Source organism: Actinoplanes octamycinicus (assembly GCF_014205225.1).
GTDB classification, from domain to species: Bacteria; Actinomycetota; Actinomycetes; order Mycobacteriales; family Micromonosporaceae; genus Actinoplanes; species Actinoplanes octamycinicus.
Genome location: NZ_JACHNB010000001.1, coordinates 829,801 through 848,897 on the forward strand (window position 1 = coordinate 829,801; position 19,097 = coordinate 848,897).

Here is a 19,097-nt window from a genome sequence, read left to right on the forward strand (position 1 = left end):
TCGTACCGAACTGTGCTAGTCCTGGATGTTTTCTGTGAACCCTTTATCCGGATTTATGGTCGGCAAAGTCACGCGGAACGTGGCGCCCTCCCCGGGCTCGCTCAGCACGTCCACGGTGCCGTTGTGCGACCGTACAAGAGCGGCCACGATGGCCAGCCCCAGCCCCGTCCCGGTCGCCTCCCGCTGGGTGTTGCGGGTCCGCGCGCCGTCCACCCGGTAGAACCGCTCGAAGACGTGCGCCCGCTGCTCCGCGCTCAGGCCCGGGCCGGTGTCGGACACCTCCACCACCGCGTGGTCCTCGCCCTCGGCGGCGAGCCGCAGCGTCACGGTGGCCTCCGGCGGGGTGTGCACCAGCGCGTTGGTCATCAGGTTGCCGATCACCTGGCGCAGCCGGGCGTCGTCGCCGAGCGCCACCAGCCGCTCGTGGTCGTCGCGCACCTCCAGCTCGATGACCCGGTCCGGCGCGGTCGCCCGGGCCGCCTGGACCGCGTCCATGGCCAGCACCGGCAGCTCCACCGGGGCCAGGTTGAGTGGGCGCTCCCGGTCCAGCCGGGCGAGCAGCAGCAGGTCCTCGACCAGCAGGCCCATCCGGGCGGCCTCGTCCTCGATCCGCCGGACCAGCCGGGCCACCGCCTCCGGGTCGGAGACCGCGCCCTGCCGGTAGAGCTCGGCGAACCCACGGATCGTGGTCAGCGGGGTGCGCAGCTCGTGCGAGGCGTCCGCGACGAACTGCCGCATCTTCTCCTCGGAGCGCACCGCCCGGCCCTCGGAGGCCTGGGCCGCCTCGGCCGCCTCCATGGCCCGCTGCTCGGACGCCGCCCGGGCGTAGAAGGCGGTCTCGATCTGGGCCAGCATCGCGTTCAGCGCGGTGGAGAGCCGGCCCAGCTCGGTGGTCGGCTCGCCGCCGTCCACCTCCGGGTCGGGCACCCGCTGGCTGTAGTCGCCGGCCGCGATCCGGCCGGCGGTCCGCTCGATCTGCATCAGGGGGACCAGGCTCTGCCGGACCAGCGCCGCGCCGACGATCGCGAGAGCGAGCAGCACCCCGACGCCGACCAGCACGTCCGCCCAGATCAACCGGGCGATCACGTCGTTCACCCCGGTCATCCGCTGGCCGACGTAGATCACCGAGCCGTTGTCGGTGGTCTCCGCCAGCACCCGCCAGGTGTACTTCCCGTTCCGGGAGGGCGCCGTGTACGTCCGGCCGTCGTGCGCCTGGACCGCGGCGACACCTTTCAGCGGCGCCGGGAGATCCTCGTCCTCGGTGTGCGTGCCCAGCGAGGGCGGGCCGACGCCACTGACCGAGGCGATCCCGATCATCCAGTCCAGCGGCATGTAGACCGCTCGCTCCTCCAGCGTCTCGGCGATCACGCCGAGGTCGTCGTAGACGTCGTGGAGCTGCCGGTCCATCTTGTCGATCATGTACGTGTGCAGGGCGATCGTGCTGGCCGAGCTGATCAGCGTCAGCGCGGCGAAGACCAGCACCAGCACCGAGGCGACCAGCTTGGTGCGGAGGGAGACCTTGCGCAGGCTTGCCTGCGGCGGGAGCGAAACGCGAACCCGCTCGGAGATCGACATGGCCGGCCGCCTAGACGGCTGGTTTACGCAGCACGTAACCCACCCCGCGGAGGGTGTGGATCAGTCTGGGCTGCACGTTGTCCACTTTCCGCCGGAGATAGGAGATGTACGACTCGACGATGTTGTCGTCACCGCGGAAGTCGTACTTCCACACGTGGTCGAGGATCTGCGCCTTGGACAGCACCCGGTTGGCGTTGAGCATCAGGTAACGCAGGAGCTTGAACTCGGTCGGCGACAGCTGCACCCGGCTGCCCGCCCGGTAGACCTCGTGGGTCTCCTCGTCCAGCTCCAGGTCGGCGAAGACCAGGCGGGACGGCTGCTCCTCGCCGACCGTGGTGCGGCGCAGCACCGCGCGGATCCGGGCGGTCAGCTCCTCCAGGCTGAACGGCTTGGTGACGTAGTCGTCGCCGCCCAGGGTGAGCCCGCGGATCTTGTCGTCGGTGCCGTCCCGGGCGGTCAGGAAGACCACCGGGGTGCGCTGGCCGCCCTCGCGCATCAGCCGGATCACCTCGAAACCGTCGAGGTCGGGCAGCATCACGTCGAGCACGACCAGGTCGGGCGCCGCGCTGCGGGCCGCGCTCACGGCGGCGCTGCCGCTGGTCGCGGTGGTGACGTCGAACCCGGCGAAGCGCAGGCTGGCGGAGAGGAGCTCGAGGATGTTCGCGTCGTCCTCGACGACGAGCAGCTTCGCCTCACTCTGCTTGGGCTGGGTCTGAGCGGCCATGCGGCCATCCTCTCCCCGGCCGCTGCACCACTGCTGCAGGCTTGCTGAAAATATTCTGTGAGGAGCAATTCCCACCCGTGCGGGACGCGGCGCACCGCCGGCCGTCACGCCGCCAATCGGTAGCCGTGCCCGGCCATGCTGCGCTGCGCGGCCCGGGCCAGGGCTCGCCGGTCGGCGCCGGGCATCGGCCGCAGGGCCGGCGCGGTGATCACGGTGATCGTGGTCCGGCGCACCCGGGCGATCCGGCGGATCGAGTGGAGCAGCGTGTCCTCGCCGATGAACGACGCCTCGGCGGTGTCGTAGGAGATCGAGGTGGGCACCACCGGGGCGCCGGCGTCGATCGCCGCCTGGAAGAACGCCGGGCGGAAGGCGCCCCGCTCGGCGCCGCAGTAGGTGGTGCCCTCCGGGAAGACCGCGACCGACCGGCCGCCGCGCAGCGCGGCCGCCACCTCGCCGACCGTCGCCGGCAGCGCCCGGGGCCGGGTGCGGTCGACGAAGATCGTGCCGATCCGGCCGGCCAGCTCGCCGACCGCCGGCCAGGCCCGCACGTCGTGCTTGGCCACCAGGTGGGTGGGGGTGACCGCGACCAGCGCCAGGATGTCCATCCAGGAGATGTGGTTGGCGACCAGCAGGCTGCCCGGGCGGGGCGCCGGGCCGCGCGCCACCAGCCGCACCCCGAGCACCCCGAGCAGGGCCCGGGCCAGGGCGCGCAGCAGGACGCCGCCCAGCATCGCCGGCAGCAGGCCGGTCAGCAGGACCAGGAACACCCCGGCCACCCGCAGGCCGGCCGTCGCTCCGGTGGCGCGCGGCCCGGCGCCCGGCCGGCACCGGTCGCCGCACCCGGAGGCCGGCTGCCAGAGCGTGCTGCTCATCGGGTCGCCCCCAGGAAGTGCCGGCGGTAGCGCGGGTCCAGCCGGTCCATCGAGAACAGCACGTAGAAGTCCACGCAGTCGAAGTCCGGGTCGTAGGCCGGCTCGCCGCAGATCCAGCTGCCCAGCCGCAGGTAGCCCTTGAGCAGCGGGGGCACCGCCACCTTCGGGTCCGGCGCCAGGCCGGCCGGCGGCGTCCACGGGGTGCGCGGGCGGACCCGCAGCGCGGGCGGGGCCAGGTGCCGGGCGTTGATCCGCTCCCGGACGCCGGCCGCGGTGCCGCCGCCGTCGGCCAGCGGCACCGAGGCGCAGCCGCCGAGCCAGCGCAGGTTGTTCAGGTGCAGGTAGCGGGCGATGCCGCTCCACATCAGGTTCATCACCGCGCCGGACCGGTGGTCCGGGTGCACGCAGGAGCGGCCGATCTCCACCAGCTGGTCGCGCAGCGGGCGCAGGGCGCTCAGGTCGAACTCGGTGTCGGCGTACCGCCGGCCGGCCAGTTCGGCGGCGCGCGGCGGGAGCATCCGGTAGGTGCCGACCACGTCCCCGGTCGCGTCGTCGCGCACGATGAGGTGGTCGCAGCAGGCGTCGAACTCGTCCACGTCCCGGCCGTCGGTGGCGGTCGGGAGGGTCGCTCCGAGCTCGCCGGCGAAGATGTCGTGCCGGAGCCGCTGTGCGGCCTCGACCTGACCGGCCTGGTCCGCGATGAGCAGGGTGTAGCCGCTGGTCCCGGTGGGTGTGGCGGCGGTCATCAGAACTGCCATGTGATCTGTGTAAGGGCGACACCTGCCGATGGCGTGTCACTTCAGGTGGCGATGCGTGACCGGTTGATGAACGGCTTGTGCGATGGTCGGGGGATGCGTATCCCGGCACGGTTCAACGGCCCGCCCGGCACCGGCAACGGCGGCTGGTCGGCCGGCGTCCTGGCGACCGCCGCGGGGGCCGATCAGGTGACCCTCCGGCTGCCGCCGCCCCTGGAGACCGATCTCGAGATCAAGGACGGTTCGGTGTACGCCGAGGGCCGGCTGATCGCCGAGCTGGGCACCGGCGACCCGGGCCCGGGCGTCGCGCCGGTCCGGTGGGAGACCGCGGTGGCCGCGTCCCGGGAGTACCCGGGCTTCACCGCCCACCCCTTCCCGACCTGTTTCGTCTGCGGCCCGGAGCGCGCCGAGGGCGACGGCCTGCGGATCTTCCCGGGCCGGTTGCCGGACGGCCGGACGGCGGCGCCGTGGACCGCCCCGGACGAGGTGTCGGTCCCGCTGGTCTGGGCCGCGCTGGACTGCCCGGGCGGCTGGGCCGCGATCCGCGAGGACCGGGCCTTCGTGCTGGGCCGGATCGCGGTGGCGGTGGACGCGCTGCCGGTCCCGGGTGACCACTATGTGATCACCGGGGCGGTGGCACATGTCACCGGACGCAAGGCGGTGGTGGACTCGGCGATCCATGATTCGGCCGGTCGGCGCCTGGCTGTCGCGCGTGCCACCTGGATCCAGGTCTAGCGCCGCGATCACCGGCTGCGCGAGGTGGTAGGTCACAGAGCGGACGTCCGGGCGGGCGACGCTCGCGCACGGCGTAGCCTGGTACCGGATCCTAGCCCGTCCCGCGTGACGGAGAAGTCACGTGATGACAAACACGGTGAAAGAGGCGAACGCGGCAGTGTCGACGCAGCAGACTTCGCAGGACAATCCACTCGCGGATTTCGGTCCCAACGAGTGGATCGTCGACGAGATGTATCAGCGATACCTGGCCGATCCGACCAGCGTCGACCCCGCTTGGCACGATTTCTTCGCGGACTACAAGCCGGCGATGGCCACCCAGGGCTCGATCGCGACGCCGGACGAGGCGACCGCGGCCAACGCGACGAAATCGGCCGCCAAGGCCGGCACGGACGCGCCGGCCGCGGCCACGGTGGCCCCGGCCAAGCCGGTCACCCCGCCCGCCCCGGCGAAAAAGCCGGAGCCGGCCAAGGCGGCCCCGGCCAAGCCCGCGGCCCAGGCGGCGCCGGCCGGCGCCAAGACCACGCCGCTGCGCGGCGTCGCCGCCAAGATCGTGCAGAACATGGAGGCCTCGCTCCAGGTCCCGACCGCCACCTCGGTGCGCGCGGTGCCGGCGAAGCTCATGATCGACAACCGCATCGTGATCAACAACCACCTCTCTCGCGGGCGGGGCGGCAAGGTCAGCTTCACCCACCTGATCGGCTGGGCCCTGGTCCGCGCGGTCGTCGCGCACCCGGAGATGAACAACATCTACGCCGAGATCGACGGCAAGCCCACCCTGGTCCAGCCGGAGCACGTCAACCTGGGCATCGCCATCGACCTGGCCAAGAAGGACGGCTCGCGCACCCTGGTGGTGCCGTCCATCAAGGCCTGCGAGGAGATGGACTTCCGGCAGTTCCACCAGGCGTACGAGGACGTGGTCCGCCGCGCCCGGCGCAACGAGCTGACCATGGACGACTACTCCGGGACCACGATCTCGCTGACCAACCCGGGCGGCATCGGCACGGTCCACTCGATCCCCCGCCTGATGAACGGGCAGAGCGCGATCATCGGCGTCGGCGCCCTGGAGTACCCGGCGCCGTACTCGGGGATGAGCGACGAGACCCTGACCGACCACGGCGTCAGCAAGGTCACCACGCTGACCAGCACCTACGACCACCGGGTCATCCAGGGCGCGCAGTCCGGCGAGTTCCTCAAGGTGATGCACGAGCTGCTGCTCGGCGGGCACGACTTCTACGACGAGATCTTCACCTCGCTGCGGATTCCGTATGAACCCGTCCGCTGGGTGCGCGACGTGGCCCGGACCTCCGAGGGCCAGATCGACAAGGCCGCCCGGGTGATCGAGCTGATCCACGCGTACCGGGTGCGCGGCCACCTGATGGCCGACACCGACCCGCTCGAGTTCATCATCCGCAAGCACCCCGACCTGGACGTGCTCCAGCACGGGCTGACCCTGTGGGACCTGGACCGGACCTTCCCGGTCGGCGGCTTCGCCGGCAAGCAGAAGATGAAGCTGCGCGACGTGCTCGGCGTGCTGCGCGACACCTACTGCCGCCGGGTCGGCATCGAGTACATGCACATCCAGGACCCGGAGGAGCGCCGCTGGATCCAGGAACGCATCGAGGTCAAGTACACCAAGCCGGACACCGACGAGCAGAAGCACATCCTGCTCCGGCTCAACCGCGCCGAGGCCTTCGAGACGTTCCTGCAGACCAAGTACGTCGGGCAGAAGCGGTTCTCGCTGGAGGGCGGCGAGTCGCTGATCCCGCTGCTGGACGCGGTGCTGCAGTCCTCCGCCGAGGCGGGCCTGGACGAGATGGTGATCGGCATGGCCCACCGCGGCCGGCTGAACGTGCTCACCAACATCGTCGGCAAGCCGTACGAGAAGCTGTTCAACGAGTTCGAAGGCTGGATGGACCCGAAGTCGGCGCACGGCTCCGGCGACGTGAAATACCACCTGGGTCAGACCGGCAAATACACCACGCCGGACGGCGAGCACTCGACCACGGTCAGCGTGGTGGCCAACCCGTCCCACCTGGAGGCCGTCGACCCGGTCCTGGAGGGCATCGTCCGGGCCAAGCAGGACCGCCTGGACCTGGGCCTGCACGGCTACACGGTGCTGCCGGTGCTGGTGCACGGCGACGCCGCGTTCGCCGGCCAGGGCGTGGTCGCCGAGACGCTGAACCTGTCCCAGCTGCGCGGTTACCGCACCGGTGGCACGGTCCACGTGATCGTGAACAACCAGGTCGGCTTCACCACCGCGCCGGAGTACAGCCGCTCCTCGATGTACTCGACCGACGTGGCCCGGATGATCCAGGCCCCGATCTTCCACGTCAACGGGGACGACCCGGAGGCCGTGGTCCGGGTGGCGAAACTGGCCTTCGAGTACCGGCAGGCGTTCAACAAGGACGTCGTGATCGACATGATCTGCTACCGCCGCCGCGGTCACAACGAGGGCGACGACCCGTCGATGACCAACCCGCGGATGTACCAGATCATCGACACCAAGCGCAGCGTGCGGAAGCTCTACACCGAGGAGCTGATCGGCCGCGGCGACATCACCGTGCAGGACGCCGAGGAGCAGCTGCGCGACTACCAGTCCCGGCTGGAGGAGGTCTTCAAGGCCACCCGGGACACGGTCAAGAACCCGCCGCGGCCGCACATCATCGCCGAGGAGCCGGAGCCCCAGGTGGAGACCAAGGTCGACGCCGACACGGTGCGCGCGGTCGGCCAGGCGCACATCGAGCTGCCGGACGGCTTCACCCCGCACAAGCGGGTGCAGCAGCTGCTCGACCGGCGCGCCAAGATGTCCAGCGACGGCGGGATCGACTGGGGCTTCGGCGAGCTGATCGCGTTCGGCTCGCTGCTCGCCCAGGGCGTCACCGTCCGGCTGGCCGGGCAGGACTCGCGCCGTGGCACGTTCACCTCGCGGCACGCCGCGATCGTGGACTCGAAGACCGGCAAGGACTTCCTGCCGATCAGCACCCTGGCCACCGGCAACGCCCGGTTCTTCGTGCACGACTCGCTGCTCTCCGAGTACGCGGCGATGGGCTTCGAGTACGGCTACTCGGTGGAGAACCCGGACGCGCTGGTCCTCTGGGAGGCCCAGTTCGGTGACTTCGTCAACGGCGCCCAGTCGATCGTCGACGAGTTCCTCTCCTCCGGCGAGGTGAAGTGGGGCCAGCAGTCGTCGCTGGTGCTGCTGCTGCCGCACGGCATGGAGGGCCAGGGCCCGGACCACTCGTCCGGCCGCCCGGAGCGGTTCCTGCAGCTCTGCGCGCAGGACAACATGCGGGTGGCGAACCCGACCACCCCGGCGAACTACTTCCACCTGCTGCGCCGCCAGGCCCTGTCCAGCAAGCGCAAGCCGCTGGTGGTCTTCTCGCCGAAATCGCTGCTCCGGCACAAGCTCGCGGTGTCCGGGGTCAGCGACTTCACCCAGGGCGGCTTCCAGCCGGTGCTGGGCGACGCCGGGATCAACGGCCAGCCGCTGGACGCCGGCTCGGTGAAGCGGGTGCTGCTCTGCTCCGGCAAGGTCTACTACGACCTGTTCCAGGCCCGGGCCGACCGCGGCATCACCGACACCGCGATCATCCGGATGGAGCAGATCTACCCGCTGCCCGTCGACGAGCTCAAGGCGATCCTGGCGCAGTACCCGAACGCCGAGGACTTCGCCTGGGTCCAGGAGGAGCCGGCCAACCAGGGCGCCTGGTCGTTCGTCGCGCTCAACCTGCTGGAGCACCTGGAGGGGGTCCGGCTGCGGCGGATCTCCCGCCCGGCGGCGGCCGCTCCGGCGGTCGGCTCGGCCAAGATGCACGAGGCCGAGCAGCAGGCGCTGATCGAGGCGTCGCTGCCGCGCCCCTGATCTGCTGATCTGGTGAGGGGTCGCTCCGCCCGCGCGGAGCGGCCCCTCTTAACATTCGAGGATGTACTTCACCGATCGGGGCATCGAGGAGCTGGTCCAGCGGCGCGGCGAGGAGACCGTCACCCTGGAGTGGCTCGGCGAGCAGCTGCGCACCTTCGTCGACATGCACCCGGAGTTCGAGACGCCGATCGAGCGCCTCGCCACCTGGCTCGCCCGCGACGACGAGGACGACGACTGAGCGGTCCGTTCACCCCCGTTTGCGGTACGACCTACGCGTACCGCAAACGGGGTTGGTGAGAAGCGGCCCGGACGGACAGCGTGTCCGTCCCGAAGTGATCGCCCTTGGCGGAAGCGTGCGTGGCTTGGCTAGGGTCGGGCGCATGTCTGATAACCGCGTCGACCCGGGTGGCAACACCGAGGCGTTCCGGGCCTTCACCCGCACGCCGGAAACCCCCGCTCCGTCCAAGGCGCCCTACGTGATCGGCGGTGTGGTCGCCGTCGCCCTCATCGCACTGGTCGCCTGGCTGGCCTTCGGCTGACCGAGACCCGCCCGGCGCTGCTCAGCTCTCCAGCGACAGCGCCCGGCGGGACTCGTTCGCGATCTCCAGCTCCTCCTCGGTCGGCACCACGCAGACCGCGACCGGCGCCCCGTCCGGCGAGATGATCAGCTCGCCGGCCTCGTTCCGCGCCGGGTCGACACTGATCCCGAGCGGCGCCAGCCCGTCCAGCGCGGCGGCCCGCACCACCGCGGACCGCTCGCCGACCCCGGCGGTGAAGGTGATCGCGTCCACCCGCCCCAGCACCGCGAGGTAGGACCCGATGTACTCGCGCAGCCGCCGGGTGTAGATCGCGAAGGCCAGCTCCGCCTCCTCGTCCCCGGCCGCACGCCGGTCCAGCACCGACCGCATGTCGTTGGCCCCGGTGAGGCCGAGCAGGCCGGCGCGCCGGGTCAGCGACTCCTCGATCTCGTCCAGCCCGAGGCCGCCCACCCGGTGCAGGTGGAAGATCAGGCTCGGGTCGATGTCCCCGGACCGGGTGCCCATCACCAGGCCGGGCAGCGGGGTCATCCCCATCGAGGTGGCCTCGCACCGGCCGCCGCGGACCGCGGCCGCGCTCGCCCCGTTGCCCAGGTGCAGGGTGATCACGTTGGTCTCGGCGACCGGCTTGCCGAGGATCCGGGCGGTCTCCCGGGAGACGTAGGCGTGCGACGTGCCGTGGAAGCCGTACCGTCGCAGCCCGAACCGCCGGGCCAGGTCCCGGTCGACCGCCCAGAGCACCCCCTCCGGCGGGATCGTCGCGTGGAACGCGGTGTCGAAGACCGCCACCTGCGGCACGTCCGGCAGCAGCTTGCGGGCCACCCGGATGCCGGTCAGCGCGCCCGGGTTGTGCAGCGGCGCCAGCGGGATCAGCTCCTCGACCGCGGCCACCACCTCGTCGGTGATCACCGTCGACCCGGTGAACCGCTCGCCGCCGTGCACCACCCGGTGCCCGACCGCGGCCAGCCCGCTCAGGTCCAGCCGGTCCAGCAGCTCACGCAGCGCCGACAGGTGGTCGGCCGCCTCGCCGCCGTCCTCGCCGATCCGCTCGATGTGGCCTTTCGCGCTGACCGTGCCGCCGTCGAAGAGCTTGTACCGCACCGAGGACGAGCCGCAGTTGAGCACCAGCACCCGAGTCATTTGGCTCCCGCCTGGATCGCCGTGATCGCCACGGTGTTGATGATGTCCTTGATCGTCGCGCCCCGGGACAGGTCGTTCACCGGGCGGCGCAGGCCCTGCATGACCGGGCCGACCGCGACCGCATTCGCCGATCGCTGCACCGCCTTGTAGGTGTTGTTCCCGGTGTTCAGGTCGGGGAAGACGAAGACCGTGGCCTGGCCGGCCACCGCGCTGCCGGGCAGCTTGGCGGCGGCCACCGCCGGGTCGATCGCCGCGTCGTACTGGATCGGGCCCTCCACCGGCAGATCCGGGCGGCGTTCCCGGACCAGGGCGGTGGCCGCCGCGACCTTCTCCACGTCGGCGCCCGCGCCGGACTTACCGGTCGAGTAGGAGAGCATCGCGACCCGCGGCTCGATGCCGAACGCGGCCGCCGTCTTCGCCGAGGAGAGCGCGATGTCGGCGAGCTGGGCGGCGTCCGGGTCCGGGTTGACCGCGCAGTCGCCGTAGACCAGCACCCGGTCGGCGAGCAGCATGAAGAACACACTGGAGGCCACCGACACGTCCGGCACCGTCTTGATGATCTCGAAGGCCGGCCGGATCGTCGCCGCGGTGGTGTGCACCGAGCCGGAGACCATCCCGTCGGCCAGCCCGGCGGCGACCATCATGGTGCCGAAGTAGTTGACGTCGCGGACCACGTCGTAGGCCAGGTCGAGAGTGACCGCCTTGCCCTTGCGCAGCTCGGCGTACCGCGCGGCGAAGTCGTCCCGCCACTCGCTGGTGGCCGGGTCCACCAGCCGCGCGTCGCCGATCTCCACGCCCAGCTCCCGGGCCCGCCGGGTGATCTCCGCCGGGTCGCCGAGCAGGGTCAGGTCGGCCACCCCGCGGCGCAGCAGCGTCTCGGTGGCCCGCAGGATCCGCTCCTCGGTGCCCTCCGGCAGCACCAGGTGCCGGCGGTCGGCACGGGCCCGGTCGATCAGATCGTTCTCGAACATCAGCGGCGTGACCCGGGCCGACCGGGCCACGTCCAGCACCTTGGAGAGCGCCGCGGTGTCCACGTGCGCCTCGAACGCGCCGAGCGCCGCCTGCACCTTGCGCGGCGTGCTGAGCTGCGCCTGGACCCGGTCGGAGAGCGCGATGGTGTGGAAGCTGTCCGACTTGGTGACCAGCATCGCCAGCCCGGTGTTCAACCGCTCGATGACCCGGACCACCCGCGGGTCGGGCGGCTCGCCGAGGGTCAGCACCAGGCCGGCCAGGGTCACCGTGCCGGCCGCGTGCGCGGCGCTGGCGGCGACCAGCAGGTCGGCCCGGTCGCCCGGGGTGATCATCAGAGCCCCGTCGGTCAGGTGCTCCAGCACGGTCGGCACGTGCGCGGCGCCCACCACGTAATCCAGCACGTCGCGGTCGAGCGCGCCGGGCGCGCCGGACAGCACGGTCGCGTCGAGCGCCTCGGCGACCTCGCCGACCGTCGGCGCGGCGATCACCGGCACCTCCGGGATCGCCCAGAACGGCACCGGCAGATCCGGGTCCGGCCCGCCGGCGGCCGACGGCGGCACCCGGTTGGCGATCACCGCGGCCACCGTCGCGCCCAGGTCGCCGAGCGAGTGGTAGGCGCTGCGGGCCGCTGCCGCGAGCGACTCCCCGCCCCGCCCCGCACCGCTGACCACCGGGATCACCACGCTGCCGAACTCGGTCGCCAGCCGCGCGTTGACGGCCAGCTCCCGGGGCAGCCCGTCCCGGCTCTCGTCGGCCGTGTCGGCGAAGTCAGTCCCGATGATCACCACGGCGGTGCTGCGCCGCTCGGCCGCCCGGTACCGCTCGACGATCCGGCCGATCAGCTCCTCCCGCCGGCCGTCCGCGAGCAGCGCGGTCGCCTCGGCCTGGGTGACCCCGAACGACTCGGCCACCGGCACCGGCCCGGGATACCGCTCCCGCAGACTGGTCAACAACGGATCACGGTCGGCGTCGTGCACCAGGGGCCGGAACACCGACACCCCGGCGACCTGCCGGGACAGCAGCTCGACGATCCCCAGGGCCACCGCGCCCTTGCCGACACCCGGGCCCAAGCCCGCTACATAGACACTGCGCGCCACGAACCTCAAACTACCGGCACTCGGGGACCGCCGCCGGGCCTAAAGTCCTCCCGCGGCCGGCCTCAAGGTCACATCCCGCCGGTCCCGGTCCGCTACACCCGCGGCCCGCCACTTTCCGGTACGCCCGGTCGTCCCCACTCAGCGCACCCGGACCACTCGTCCGGGTTCACCCGGTCCCCGCTGAGCGCTCCAGGCCCGGTCGACTGCGCTCAGTGCTCCAGGCGCCCCGGCCTCCGCGCTCAGTGCTCCAGGCGCCCCGGCCTCCGCGCTCAGTGCTCCAGGACCACCTTGCCGAACAGCTCGCCGGACGACAGCCGGGCGAACGCCTTCGCCGCCTCCGCGAACGGATAGCGGGAGTCGATCACCGGCCGGATCCGGCCGCTCGCGCACATCTCCAGCAGCTCACCGAGCTCCCCGGGCGTGCCCATGCTGCTGCCCAGGATCTCCAGCTGCATCGCGAACACCCGCCGCAGATCCACCCGGGCCAGGTGACCGCCGGTCGCCCCGCACACCACGATCCGCGCACCCGGCGCCGCGCACTTCATCGAATGCTCGAAGGTCGGCTCCCCCACCGACTCGATCACCACATCGACCCGCTCCGGCAGCCGCCCGCCCGGCTCCACCGCGACCGCGCCCAGCTCGCTGATCCGGTCACGTTTCCACTGCTCACGGCTGGTGGCATAGACCTTCTTGCCGAGCGCCACGCCGATCGCCACCGCGGCCGTGGCGACACCGCCGCCGGCCCCCTGCACCAGGATCGCGCCCGCGTCCGCGGCCCGGCCCCGGGTCACCAGCATGTGATAGGCGGTCAGCCACGCCGTCGGCAGGCAGGCCGCCTCGGCGAACGACACCCCGTCCGGAATCGGCAACAGGTTCTCCCGGGGCGCGGCCACCTGCTCGGCCAGCGTCCCCGGATGCCGCTCGGAGAACAGCGAATATCCGCGCGGATCGGCCTTGTCCTGGACCACCGGGTAGACCAGCACCGCCCGCCCGTCCGGATCCACCCCGGCGGCGTCACACCCGAGGATCATCGGCAGCCGGTCGGCGGGCAGACCGACGCCGCGCAGCGACCAGATGTCGTGCTGGTTGAGCGAACTGGCCCGCACCGCCACCGGCACCCAGCCGTCCGGCACGGAGAACGGCAGCTCCCCGACGGTCAGGCCGCTCAGCGGCGCGTCAGGCTGCAGCGAGGACACATAGGCGGCGCGCATGATCCGACCCTAGTCCCCACCGCCCATCGATCAACCCCACAACCCTTCCCGGTACGCCCAAAGCCCCGCCGGACCTCCCAAACCACCCGCCCCGCCGCACCCGGCACCACCCCGCCTCGCCACGCCGCACATCCCCTCGTGGCCCCACACCCGACCTCACCGCGCCACGCACCACCTCGCGGCGCCACACACCCCCTCGCACCCCACGCACCACCCCGCACCGCCCGGCAGCACACCGCCGGACACCAAACCGTCTCGGCGCTCCGCACTGCCCGGCAGCACACCGCTCACACCACCGCGCGCCGCCTTGCCGCGGACCGCCGCGCACCGCCCGACAGCACACCGCTCACACCACCGCGCGCCCTCTTGCCTCGGACCGCCGCGCACCGCCTTGCCGCACACCGCCGGGCACCGCCTCGCCGCACACCGCCGGGCACCGCCTCGCCGCACACCGCCGGGCACCGCCGGCGCGACTCACACCTACTCCGGCCAGCCGAAACGCTCCTCCGCCGATGCGGTCGCGTTGTCCACACCAGCCCGTCTTCCACAGGCCGCCGCCGCGAACCGCCTCCTCGCGGCACACTGTCCTCAGGAGGGTGGCCCCCTGGGTGGGCGGGCTGGGAGCGCGCCGGCCAGGACCGGTTGAGGTGCTCAGTGGGCGTTCTCCTGGTCGCCACTTCGACGACGGCGGCTCGCACCGCCGGCCGTACCGAAAAGAGCAGGAACGGCGGCGCGCCGCCCCGCCGGTAGGCGAAGCGGCGCGCGGCCGATCAGCGGATCTCGGGTCAGACGGTCTGGCGGGCCTGGGCCGGTGCCGGAGCCGGGGTGCGCCGGGCCACGCCGTCGCGGAGTGCCGCGGCCGCGACGGCTGCCGCGACCGCCGGGGCGACCCGCGGGTCGAGCGGGGACGGGACGATCGCTTCCGGACGGAGGTCGTCGGCGACGATGGCCGCGATGGCGTCCGCCGCGGCCACCTTCATGGCGTCGGTGATCGTGGTGGCGCGGACGTCCAGCGCGCCGCGGAAGATGCCGGGGAACGCGAGCACGTTGTTGATCTGGTTCGGGAAGTCGCTGCGGCCGGTGGCGACGATCGCGGCGTACTTGTGCGCGGTCGCCGGCGGGACCTCCGGGGTGGGGTTGGCCAGCGCGAAGATGATCGCGCCGGGCGCCATGCCGGCCAGGGCCTCCTCCGGGATGCTGCCGCCGGAGACGCCGACCAGCACGTCCGCCCCGATCAGCGCCTCGGCGATGCCACCGCTGCGGCCGGAGAAGTTGGTGGTCGCGGCCAGCTCGGCCTTCATCCCGCTGAGGTCGCCGCGCTCGGCGTGGATGATGCCGCGCGAGTCGACGACGATCACGTTGGCGCCCTGGACGCCGGCCGCGATCAGCGTGTTGGTGATCGCCACCCCGGCGGCGCCGGCGCCGCTGATGACCACCCGCAGGTCGCCGAAGGAGCGGCCGAGCAGCTTGGCCGCGTTGCGCAGGGCGGCGAGCGTGACCACCGCGGTGCCGTGCTGGTCGTCGTGGAAGACCGGGATGTCCAGCTCGGCGTCGAGCCGGCGCTCGATCTCGAAGCAGCGCGGCGCGCTGATGTCCTCGAGGTTGATCCCGCCGAACGACGGCGCCATCGCCTTGACCGCCGCGATGATCCCCTCGACGTCCTGGGTGTCCAGGCAGATCGGGATCGAGTCGACCCCGCCGAACTGCTTGAACAGCACCGACTTGCCCTCCATGACGGGCATCGCGGCCTTCGGCCCGATGTTGCCCAGGCCGAGCACCGCGGACCCGTCGGTGACGACGGCGACGGTGTTCGACGTCCAGGTGTAGTCGGGGTAGAGCGACTCGTCCGCCGCGATGGCCTCGCAGACCCGGGCCACCCCGGGCGTGTACGCCAGGGACAGGTCGTCCCGGCTGGCCAGCGGAACCGTCGCGCTCATCGTCATCTTGCCCCGGCGGTGCAGGTCGAAGACGGGATCGGCGGCGAGGGCAGGATCGAGCTCGAAACTGAAGAATGACACGGTGAACTCCACACGGCATCGACATTGATACGTGGCACCTGGCACTGGCCTGGTCGCGAGTATGCGCCAGGAGGCGGTGCAAGCGGGGATCACCCGGGAAAGCGACCGCAGCGCGGGTGTGCGCTGGGGATACTGGAGACTAACGTAACCGCCCTGGGCTGGGGTAGTAGCGAAACACGGCGCGTCCGATGACATCCGCCACCCCGTAGGACCGCGAGTCGTCCTGGACGAACTCGTTGTCGCCCTCGATCCACCAGCCGTCCCGCTCCGGGCGGACCACCCGCTTGACGACCAGCAGATCGGGGCGGCTGCGGAAGCGCGCGACCACCACGTCGCCGGTCCTTACCCGGGCGCCGCGCCGGACGAGCAGCGCGTCCCCGTGCCGCAGGGTGGGGACCATCGACGGACCGCTCACCAAGACGGCGAACAGTGGTAAGTGCCACCTCAAGGCATCAAGCCTCCGTCGCGTTAGGCAATGGGTGTAAGGGGTAGTGTCAAGCCCGGATCATCGCAAACTCTATGGAGGAGTCCTGATGCGACTTCCGCGTTTCCTCATGCCGAGCACCGTGGTCAGCGCGCACTGCGACCTGCCGTGCGGCGTCTACGACCCGGCCCAGGCCCGGATCGAGGCCGAGTCGATCAAGGCCATCGCCGAGAAGTACCAGGGCAACACCGACCCGGAGTTCCGCACCCGGGCCATCATCATCAAGGAGCAGCGGGCCGAGCTGGTCAAGCACCACCTGTGGGTGCTGTGGACCGACTACTTCAAGGCCCCGCACTTCGAGAAGTACCCGAACCTGCACCAGCTGTTCAACGAGGCCACCAAGCTCGCCGGCGCGGCCGGCGCCAAGGGCTCGGTGGACCCGGCGATCGCCGACCAGCTGCTCGGCAAGATCGAGGAGATCTCCAAGATCTTCTGGGAGACCAAGCAGGCCTGAGCACGACCGGAGCGCCGGCGTGCCCCCGGGGTGCGCCGGCCTCTGCCATAACCGGGTGTAACCGGTTAAAGTCTCCACCGACAGGAGGAGGTCGCGGGTGTCTCAGCTGACCCACGCGGAGCCGGAGATCGGGGACGACGTCGTTCTCCTGACGGTTCCCGCCGACGGTGGTTACCTCGGTGTGCTCCGCACGGCCACGGCCGGTCTCGCGGCTCGCCTGCACTTCGCCCTCGACGAGATCGAGGATCTGCGCATCGCCGTCGACGAGGCGTGCGCCATGCTGCTGGCCATCGCCACCCGCGGCGCCGAGCTGGAGTGCCGGTTCGCGGTCACCGACGACGCGCTCACCGTCGAGGTGACCGTCGCGACCGTGCGCGGCGCCCGGCTGCCCTCCGAGTCGTCCTTCGCGTGGAAGGTGCTCACCGCGCTGACCACCTCGGCCGCCGCCGAGGCGAACGGGCAGCACGCGACGATCCGCCTGCTCACCCGCCGCACCGAGTACTGACCGGTCGTTACCGGACGGTCACGGCCAGCGCGATGTAATCCAGGTGTTGTGCCGCCGCCCGGGTGGCGCCCTCGGCGTCCCGTGCGGCGAGCAGCTCCAGCAGCTCCCGGTGGTCCGCGTCGATCCGCGCCCAATATCCCTCGGGCAGGGCGGCAACCACCTCTTCACCGTACGACGCCTGGTAGAGCGGGCGGCCGACCAGCTCGAACAGCGGGTTGCCGGTGGCCTTGGCGAGCGCCCGGTGGAACACCGAGTGCGCGGCCAGCATGGTGTCGAAGTCGTCCAGCGCCGGGTCGAAGAGCGCACCGCGCAGCTCGATCAGGTGCGCCTCGGTGCGCCGGACCGCGGCCAGCCCGGCGGCCGGCACCTCCAGCGCCCGGCGCAGCTCGAGCAGGTCGGCCAGCCCCACCCCGTTCGAGTGGGTGAGCAGCGCGAACCCGGTGGAGAGCCCGTCGGCCAGCTGCCCGGCGTCCGGATGCGCCACGAAGCTGCCGCCGGTCACCCCGCGGGTCGTGACGATCAGATGCTGGCTGGCGAGCAGGCGCAACGCCTCGCGCACCGTGCTGCGGCTGACGCCGATCTTCACGCACAACTCAGGCTCGGGCGGCAGCCGCTCACCAGGTTGCAGTCGTCCCGAAGTGATATCCGCCCGCAAATCGTCCGCGAGTTGTTGATAGGCGGGCGGGCGCACCGTTGAGCCGGTCACCCATCCAGGTTAGGCCCTGATCGGCTCCGCGGAACCCGCTAATCGACACCCAACGCTCGGCTGCTCGCCGGAAGCAGCACCAGCACCGCGGTGACCGCGGCCAGCACCAGCAGCGTCACGCCCAGCCAGAGCGGTCCCACCTGGACCAGGAAACCGCCGGTGGCCAGCGTGAACAGCTGCACCACGACGGCCGGCCCGCGGGCCCGGACCCGGCGCCGGCCGAGCGCCCGGGCGATCAGGAAGACCACCACGGCGGCCAGCGCGGCCAGCACGGTGAGCGAGGCCGCCACGCCGATGTCAGCGCCGGCGCTGGTCAGATCGAGGACAACCAGATAGGCGGTGAGCCCGGCCAGCCCCACGCTCTGCAGGTAGAGCAGCCGGACCCCCCAGTCGAGGGACGCGGCCGCGGTACTCACGGGTTTCTCACCGGTCACTGCTGCACCATACCGACAGCCAGATCCGGTTCCGCCCGGTAAGGTGCCGCGCATGCGTGCCTTGCTGGTGGTCAACCCCCGGGCGACAGCGACCACCGAGCGCAGCCGCGACGTCCTGGTCCGGGCGCTGGAGAGCGCCGTCGAGCTGACCGTGCGCTACACCGAGCGGCGCGGGCACGCCACCACGCTGGCCCGGGCGGCCGCCGAGAGCGGCGTCGACGTGGTGGTCACGCTGGGTGGCGACGGCACCATCAACGAGGCGGTCAACGGACTGCTCACCGCCCCGGCCGCGCTCGCCGGGCTGCCCGGCCCGGCCGCCTACCGGGTGCCGGCGCTGGCCGTGGTGCCGGGCGGCTCGACCAACGTCTTCGCCCGCGCGCTCGGCCTGCCCGCCGACTGGGTGGACGGGACCAGCGTCATCCTGGACGGCCTCCGCGACGGCCGGCATCGAGTGATCAATCTCGGTCGCGCCGACGACCGCTACTTCACCTTCGCAGCCGGCCTGGGTCTGGACGCCGCGGTGATCCGCCGGGTGGAGCAGGCCCGGCTGCGCGGCCGGACGTCGACGCCGGGTCTCTACCTGCGCACGATGGTCGGCCAGTTCCTCACCGGCCTCGACCGGGCGGATCCGCCGATGACCCTGGAACGACCGGGTGAGACCAGCGACACCGGGCTCGGGACGATCATCGTGCAGAACACCGCCCCTTGGACGTACGCCGGCAGCCGACCGGTGGATCCCAATCCGGACGCTTCGTTCGATCTCGGGCTGGATGTCCTGGCCCTGCGCCGCCTTAGTGTTTCCGGCACCACGAGGACCGTGACACAGCTCGCGTGGCGCTCCGGCGAACCGCACGGTAAACAGGTGTTACGGCTACATGACCTTGCGGATTTCACCGTGATGTCGTCCCGGCCCCAGGCATTCCAGCTGGACGGTGACTATCTCGGCGAGCGGCAGAAGGTGCACTTCGTGTCCGTCCGCTCAGCGCTGCGTGTGATCTGCTGACGGCGGGGTACGTC

General features: G+C 71.7%; 18 protein-coding genes. 7 read left to right on the plus strand and 11 right to left on the minus strand.

The features are described 5' to 3' along the window. Window positions 1-15: 15 nt before the first annotated feature. The 4 genes from BJY16_RS03570 to BJY16_RS03585 all read right to left on the minus strand — a co-directional run bounded on the left by BJY16_RS03570 (window position 16) and on the right by BJY16_RS03585 (window position 3,929). Window positions 16-1,575, minus strand: coding sequence for a sensor histidine kinase (locus tag BJY16_RS03570; RefSeq protein ID WP_185037695.1), 1,560 nt, complete (start codon window positions 1,573-1,575; stop codon window positions 16-18). Window positions 1,576-1,585: 10 nt separating this feature from the next. Beyond that, entirely contained in the window at window positions 1,586-2,299 is a 714-nt protein-coding gene (locus BJY16_RS03575; RefSeq protein ID WP_185037696.1) for a response regulator transcription factor, read from the minus strand. Window positions 2,300-2,403: 104 nt separating this feature from the next. After that, complete coding sequence (locus BJY16_RS03580) at window positions 2,404-3,171, minus strand: lysophospholipid acyltransferase family protein (RefSeq protein ID WP_185037697.1); 768 nt, start codon at window positions 3,169-3,171, stop codon at window positions 2,404-2,406. Next, entirely contained in the window at window positions 3,168-3,929 is a 762-nt protein-coding gene (locus tag BJY16_RS03585) for a GNAT family N-acetyltransferase (protein ID WP_185037698.1), read from the minus strand. Before BJY16_RS03585 ends, BJY16_RS03580 begins: the two co-directional genes overlap by 4 nt. A 93-nt stretch (window positions 3,930-4,022) precedes the next feature. Between BJY16_RS03585 and BJY16_RS03590 the strand changes: the two genes are divergently transcribed. From BJY16_RS03590 to BJY16_RS03605, 4 genes are all read left to right on the plus strand, one after another. Next, entirely contained in the window at window positions 4,023-4,661 is a 639-nt protein-coding gene (locus tag BJY16_RS03590; RefSeq protein ID WP_185037699.1) for a hotdog family protein, read from the plus strand. A gap of 157 nt (window positions 4,662-4,818) precedes the next feature. Beyond that, window positions 4,819-8,523: a multifunctional oxoglutarate decarboxylase/oxoglutarate dehydrogenase thiamine pyrophosphate-binding subunit/dihydrolipoyllysine-residue succinyltransferase subunit gene (locus BJY16_RS03595; protein WP_185046247.1), complete on the plus strand. Its 3,705-nt coding sequence runs from the start codon at window positions 4,819-4,821 to the stop codon at window positions 8,521-8,523. Between the two features lie 61 nt (window positions 8,524-8,584). Then, window positions 8,585-8,761, plus strand: coding sequence for a DUF6104 family protein (locus BJY16_RS03600; protein ID WP_185037700.1), 177 nt, complete (start codon window positions 8,585-8,587; stop codon window positions 8,759-8,761). Between the two features lie 142 nt (window positions 8,762-8,903). Beyond that, window positions 8,904-9,062: a hypothetical protein gene (locus BJY16_RS03605; RefSeq protein ID WP_185037701.1), complete on the plus strand. Its 159-nt coding sequence runs from the start codon at window positions 8,904-8,906 to the stop codon at window positions 9,060-9,062. Window positions 9,063-9,083: 21 nt separating this feature from the next. On the opposite strand, the gene BJY16_RS03610 is transcribed toward BJY16_RS03605, so the two are convergent. The 5 genes from BJY16_RS03610 to BJY16_RS03630 form a co-directional block, all read right to left on the minus strand. Continuing rightward, window positions 9,084-10,199 carry an acetate/propionate family kinase gene (locus BJY16_RS03610; protein WP_185037702.1) on the minus strand — a complete coding sequence of 372 codons (1,116 nt, stop codon included), beginning with the start codon at window positions 10,197-10,199 and terminating at the stop codon, window positions 9,084-9,086. Continuing rightward, the gene (gene pta, locus BJY16_RS03615) at window positions 10,196-12,277 is read right to left on the minus strand and encodes a phosphate acetyltransferase (RefSeq protein WP_185037703.1); all 2,082 of its coding nucleotides are present in this window, start codon (window positions 12,275-12,277) and stop codon (window positions 10,196-10,198) included. Before pta ends, BJY16_RS03610 begins: the two co-directional genes overlap by 4 nt. A gap of 260 nt (window positions 12,278-12,537) precedes the next feature. Next, window positions 12,538-13,479: a zinc-binding dehydrogenase gene (locus BJY16_RS03620; protein ID WP_185037704.1), complete on the minus strand. Its 942-nt coding sequence runs from the start codon at window positions 13,477-13,479 to the stop codon at window positions 12,538-12,540. A gap of 785 nt (window positions 13,480-14,264) precedes the next feature. After that, window positions 14,265-15,422, minus strand: coding sequence for an NAD(P)-dependent malic enzyme (locus tag BJY16_RS03625; protein ID WP_185046248.1), 1,158 nt, complete (start codon window positions 15,420-15,422; stop codon window positions 14,265-14,267). 214 nt (window positions 15,423-15,636) lie between these two features. After that, the gene (locus tag BJY16_RS03630; protein WP_221501875.1) at window positions 15,637-15,945 is read right to left on the minus strand and encodes a S26 family signal peptidase; all 309 of its coding nucleotides are present in this window, start codon (window positions 15,943-15,945) and stop codon (window positions 15,637-15,639) included. 85 nt (window positions 15,946-16,030) lie between these two features. Here BJY16_RS03630 and sodN point away from each other — a divergent pair, with 85 nt between their 5' ends. Together sodN and BJY16_RS03640 are read left to right on the plus strand one after the other, a co-directional pair. After that, window positions 16,031-16,435, plus strand: coding sequence for a superoxide dismutase, Ni (gene sodN, locus BJY16_RS03635; protein WP_185037706.1), 405 nt, complete (start codon window positions 16,031-16,033; stop codon window positions 16,433-16,435). 97 nt (window positions 16,436-16,532) lie between these two features. Continuing rightward, window positions 16,533-16,940 carry an ATP-binding protein gene (locus BJY16_RS03640; protein ID WP_185037707.1) on the plus strand — a complete coding sequence of 136 codons (408 nt, stop codon included), beginning with the start codon at window positions 16,533-16,535 and terminating at the stop codon, window positions 16,938-16,940. Between the two features lie 7 nt (window positions 16,941-16,947). Here BJY16_RS03640 and BJY16_RS03645 read toward each other — a convergent pair whose 3' ends face one another. After that, the gene (locus BJY16_RS03645) at window positions 16,948-17,646 is read right to left on the minus strand and encodes a FadR/GntR family transcriptional regulator (RefSeq protein ID WP_185037708.1); all 699 of its coding nucleotides are present in this window, start codon (window positions 17,644-17,646) and stop codon (window positions 16,948-16,950) included. Between the two features lie 38 nt (window positions 17,647-17,684). Further along, on the minus strand, window positions 17,685-18,062 hold the full coding sequence (locus tag BJY16_RS03650) for a hypothetical protein (RefSeq protein ID WP_185037709.1): 378 nt from the start codon (window positions 18,060-18,062) through the stop codon (window positions 17,685-17,687). Between the two features lie 70 nt (window positions 18,063-18,132). Between BJY16_RS03650 and BJY16_RS03655 the strand changes: the two genes are divergently transcribed. Next, window positions 18,133-19,083 carry a diacylglycerol/lipid kinase family protein gene (locus BJY16_RS03655; protein WP_185037710.1) on the plus strand — a complete coding sequence of 317 codons (951 nt, stop codon included), beginning with the start codon at window positions 18,133-18,135 and terminating at the stop codon, window positions 19,081-19,083. Window positions 19,084-19,097: the final 14 nt, after the last annotated feature.

Bases quoted from the DNA above. Each gene is read 5' to 3' on its own strand.
- BJY16_RS03570 (WP_185037695.1), bottom strand. From the start codon at position 1,575: ATGTCGATCTCCGAGCGGGTTCGCGTTTCGCTCCCGCCGCAGGCAAGC.
- BJY16_RS03575 (WP_185037696.1), bottom strand. From the start codon at position 2,299: ATGGCCGCTCAGACCCAGCCCAAGCAGAGTGAGGCGAAGCTGCTCGTC.
- BJY16_RS03580 (WP_185037697.1), bottom strand. From the start codon at position 3,171: ATGAGCAGCACGCTCTGGCAGCCGGCCTCCGGGTGCGGCGACCGGTGC.
- BJY16_RS03585 (WP_185037698.1), bottom strand. From the start codon at position 3,929: ATGGCAGTTCTGATGACCGCCGCCACACCCACCGGGACCAGCGGCTAC.
- BJY16_RS03590 (WP_185037699.1), top strand. From the start codon at position 4,023: ATGCGTATCCCGGCACGGTTCAACGGCCCGCCCGGCACCGGCAACGGC.
- BJY16_RS03600 (WP_185037700.1), top strand. From the start codon at position 8,585: ATGTACTTCACCGATCGGGGCATCGAGGAGCTGGTCCAGCGGCGCGGC.
- BJY16_RS03605 (WP_185037701.1), top strand. From the start codon at position 8,904: ATGTCTGATAACCGCGTCGACCCGGGTGGCAACACCGAGGCGTTCCGG.
- BJY16_RS03610 (WP_185037702.1), bottom strand. From the start codon at position 10,199: ATGACTCGGGTGCTGGTGCTCAACTGCGGCTCGTCCTCGGTGCGGTAC.
- BJY16_RS03620 (WP_185037704.1), bottom strand. From the start codon at position 13,479: ATGCGCGCCGCCTATGTGTCCTCGCTGCAGCCTGACGCGCCGCTGAGC.
- BJY16_RS03625 (WP_185046248.1), bottom strand. From the start codon at position 15,422: ATGACGATGAGCGCGACGGTTCCGCTGGCCAGCCGGGACGACCTGTCC.
- sodN (WP_185037706.1), top strand. From the start codon at position 16,031: ATGCGACTTCCGCGTTTCCTCATGCCGAGCACCGTGGTCAGCGCGCAC.
- BJY16_RS03655 (WP_185037710.1), top strand. From the start codon at position 18,133: ATGCGTGCCTTGCTGGTGGTCAACCCCCGGGCGACAGCGACCACCGAG.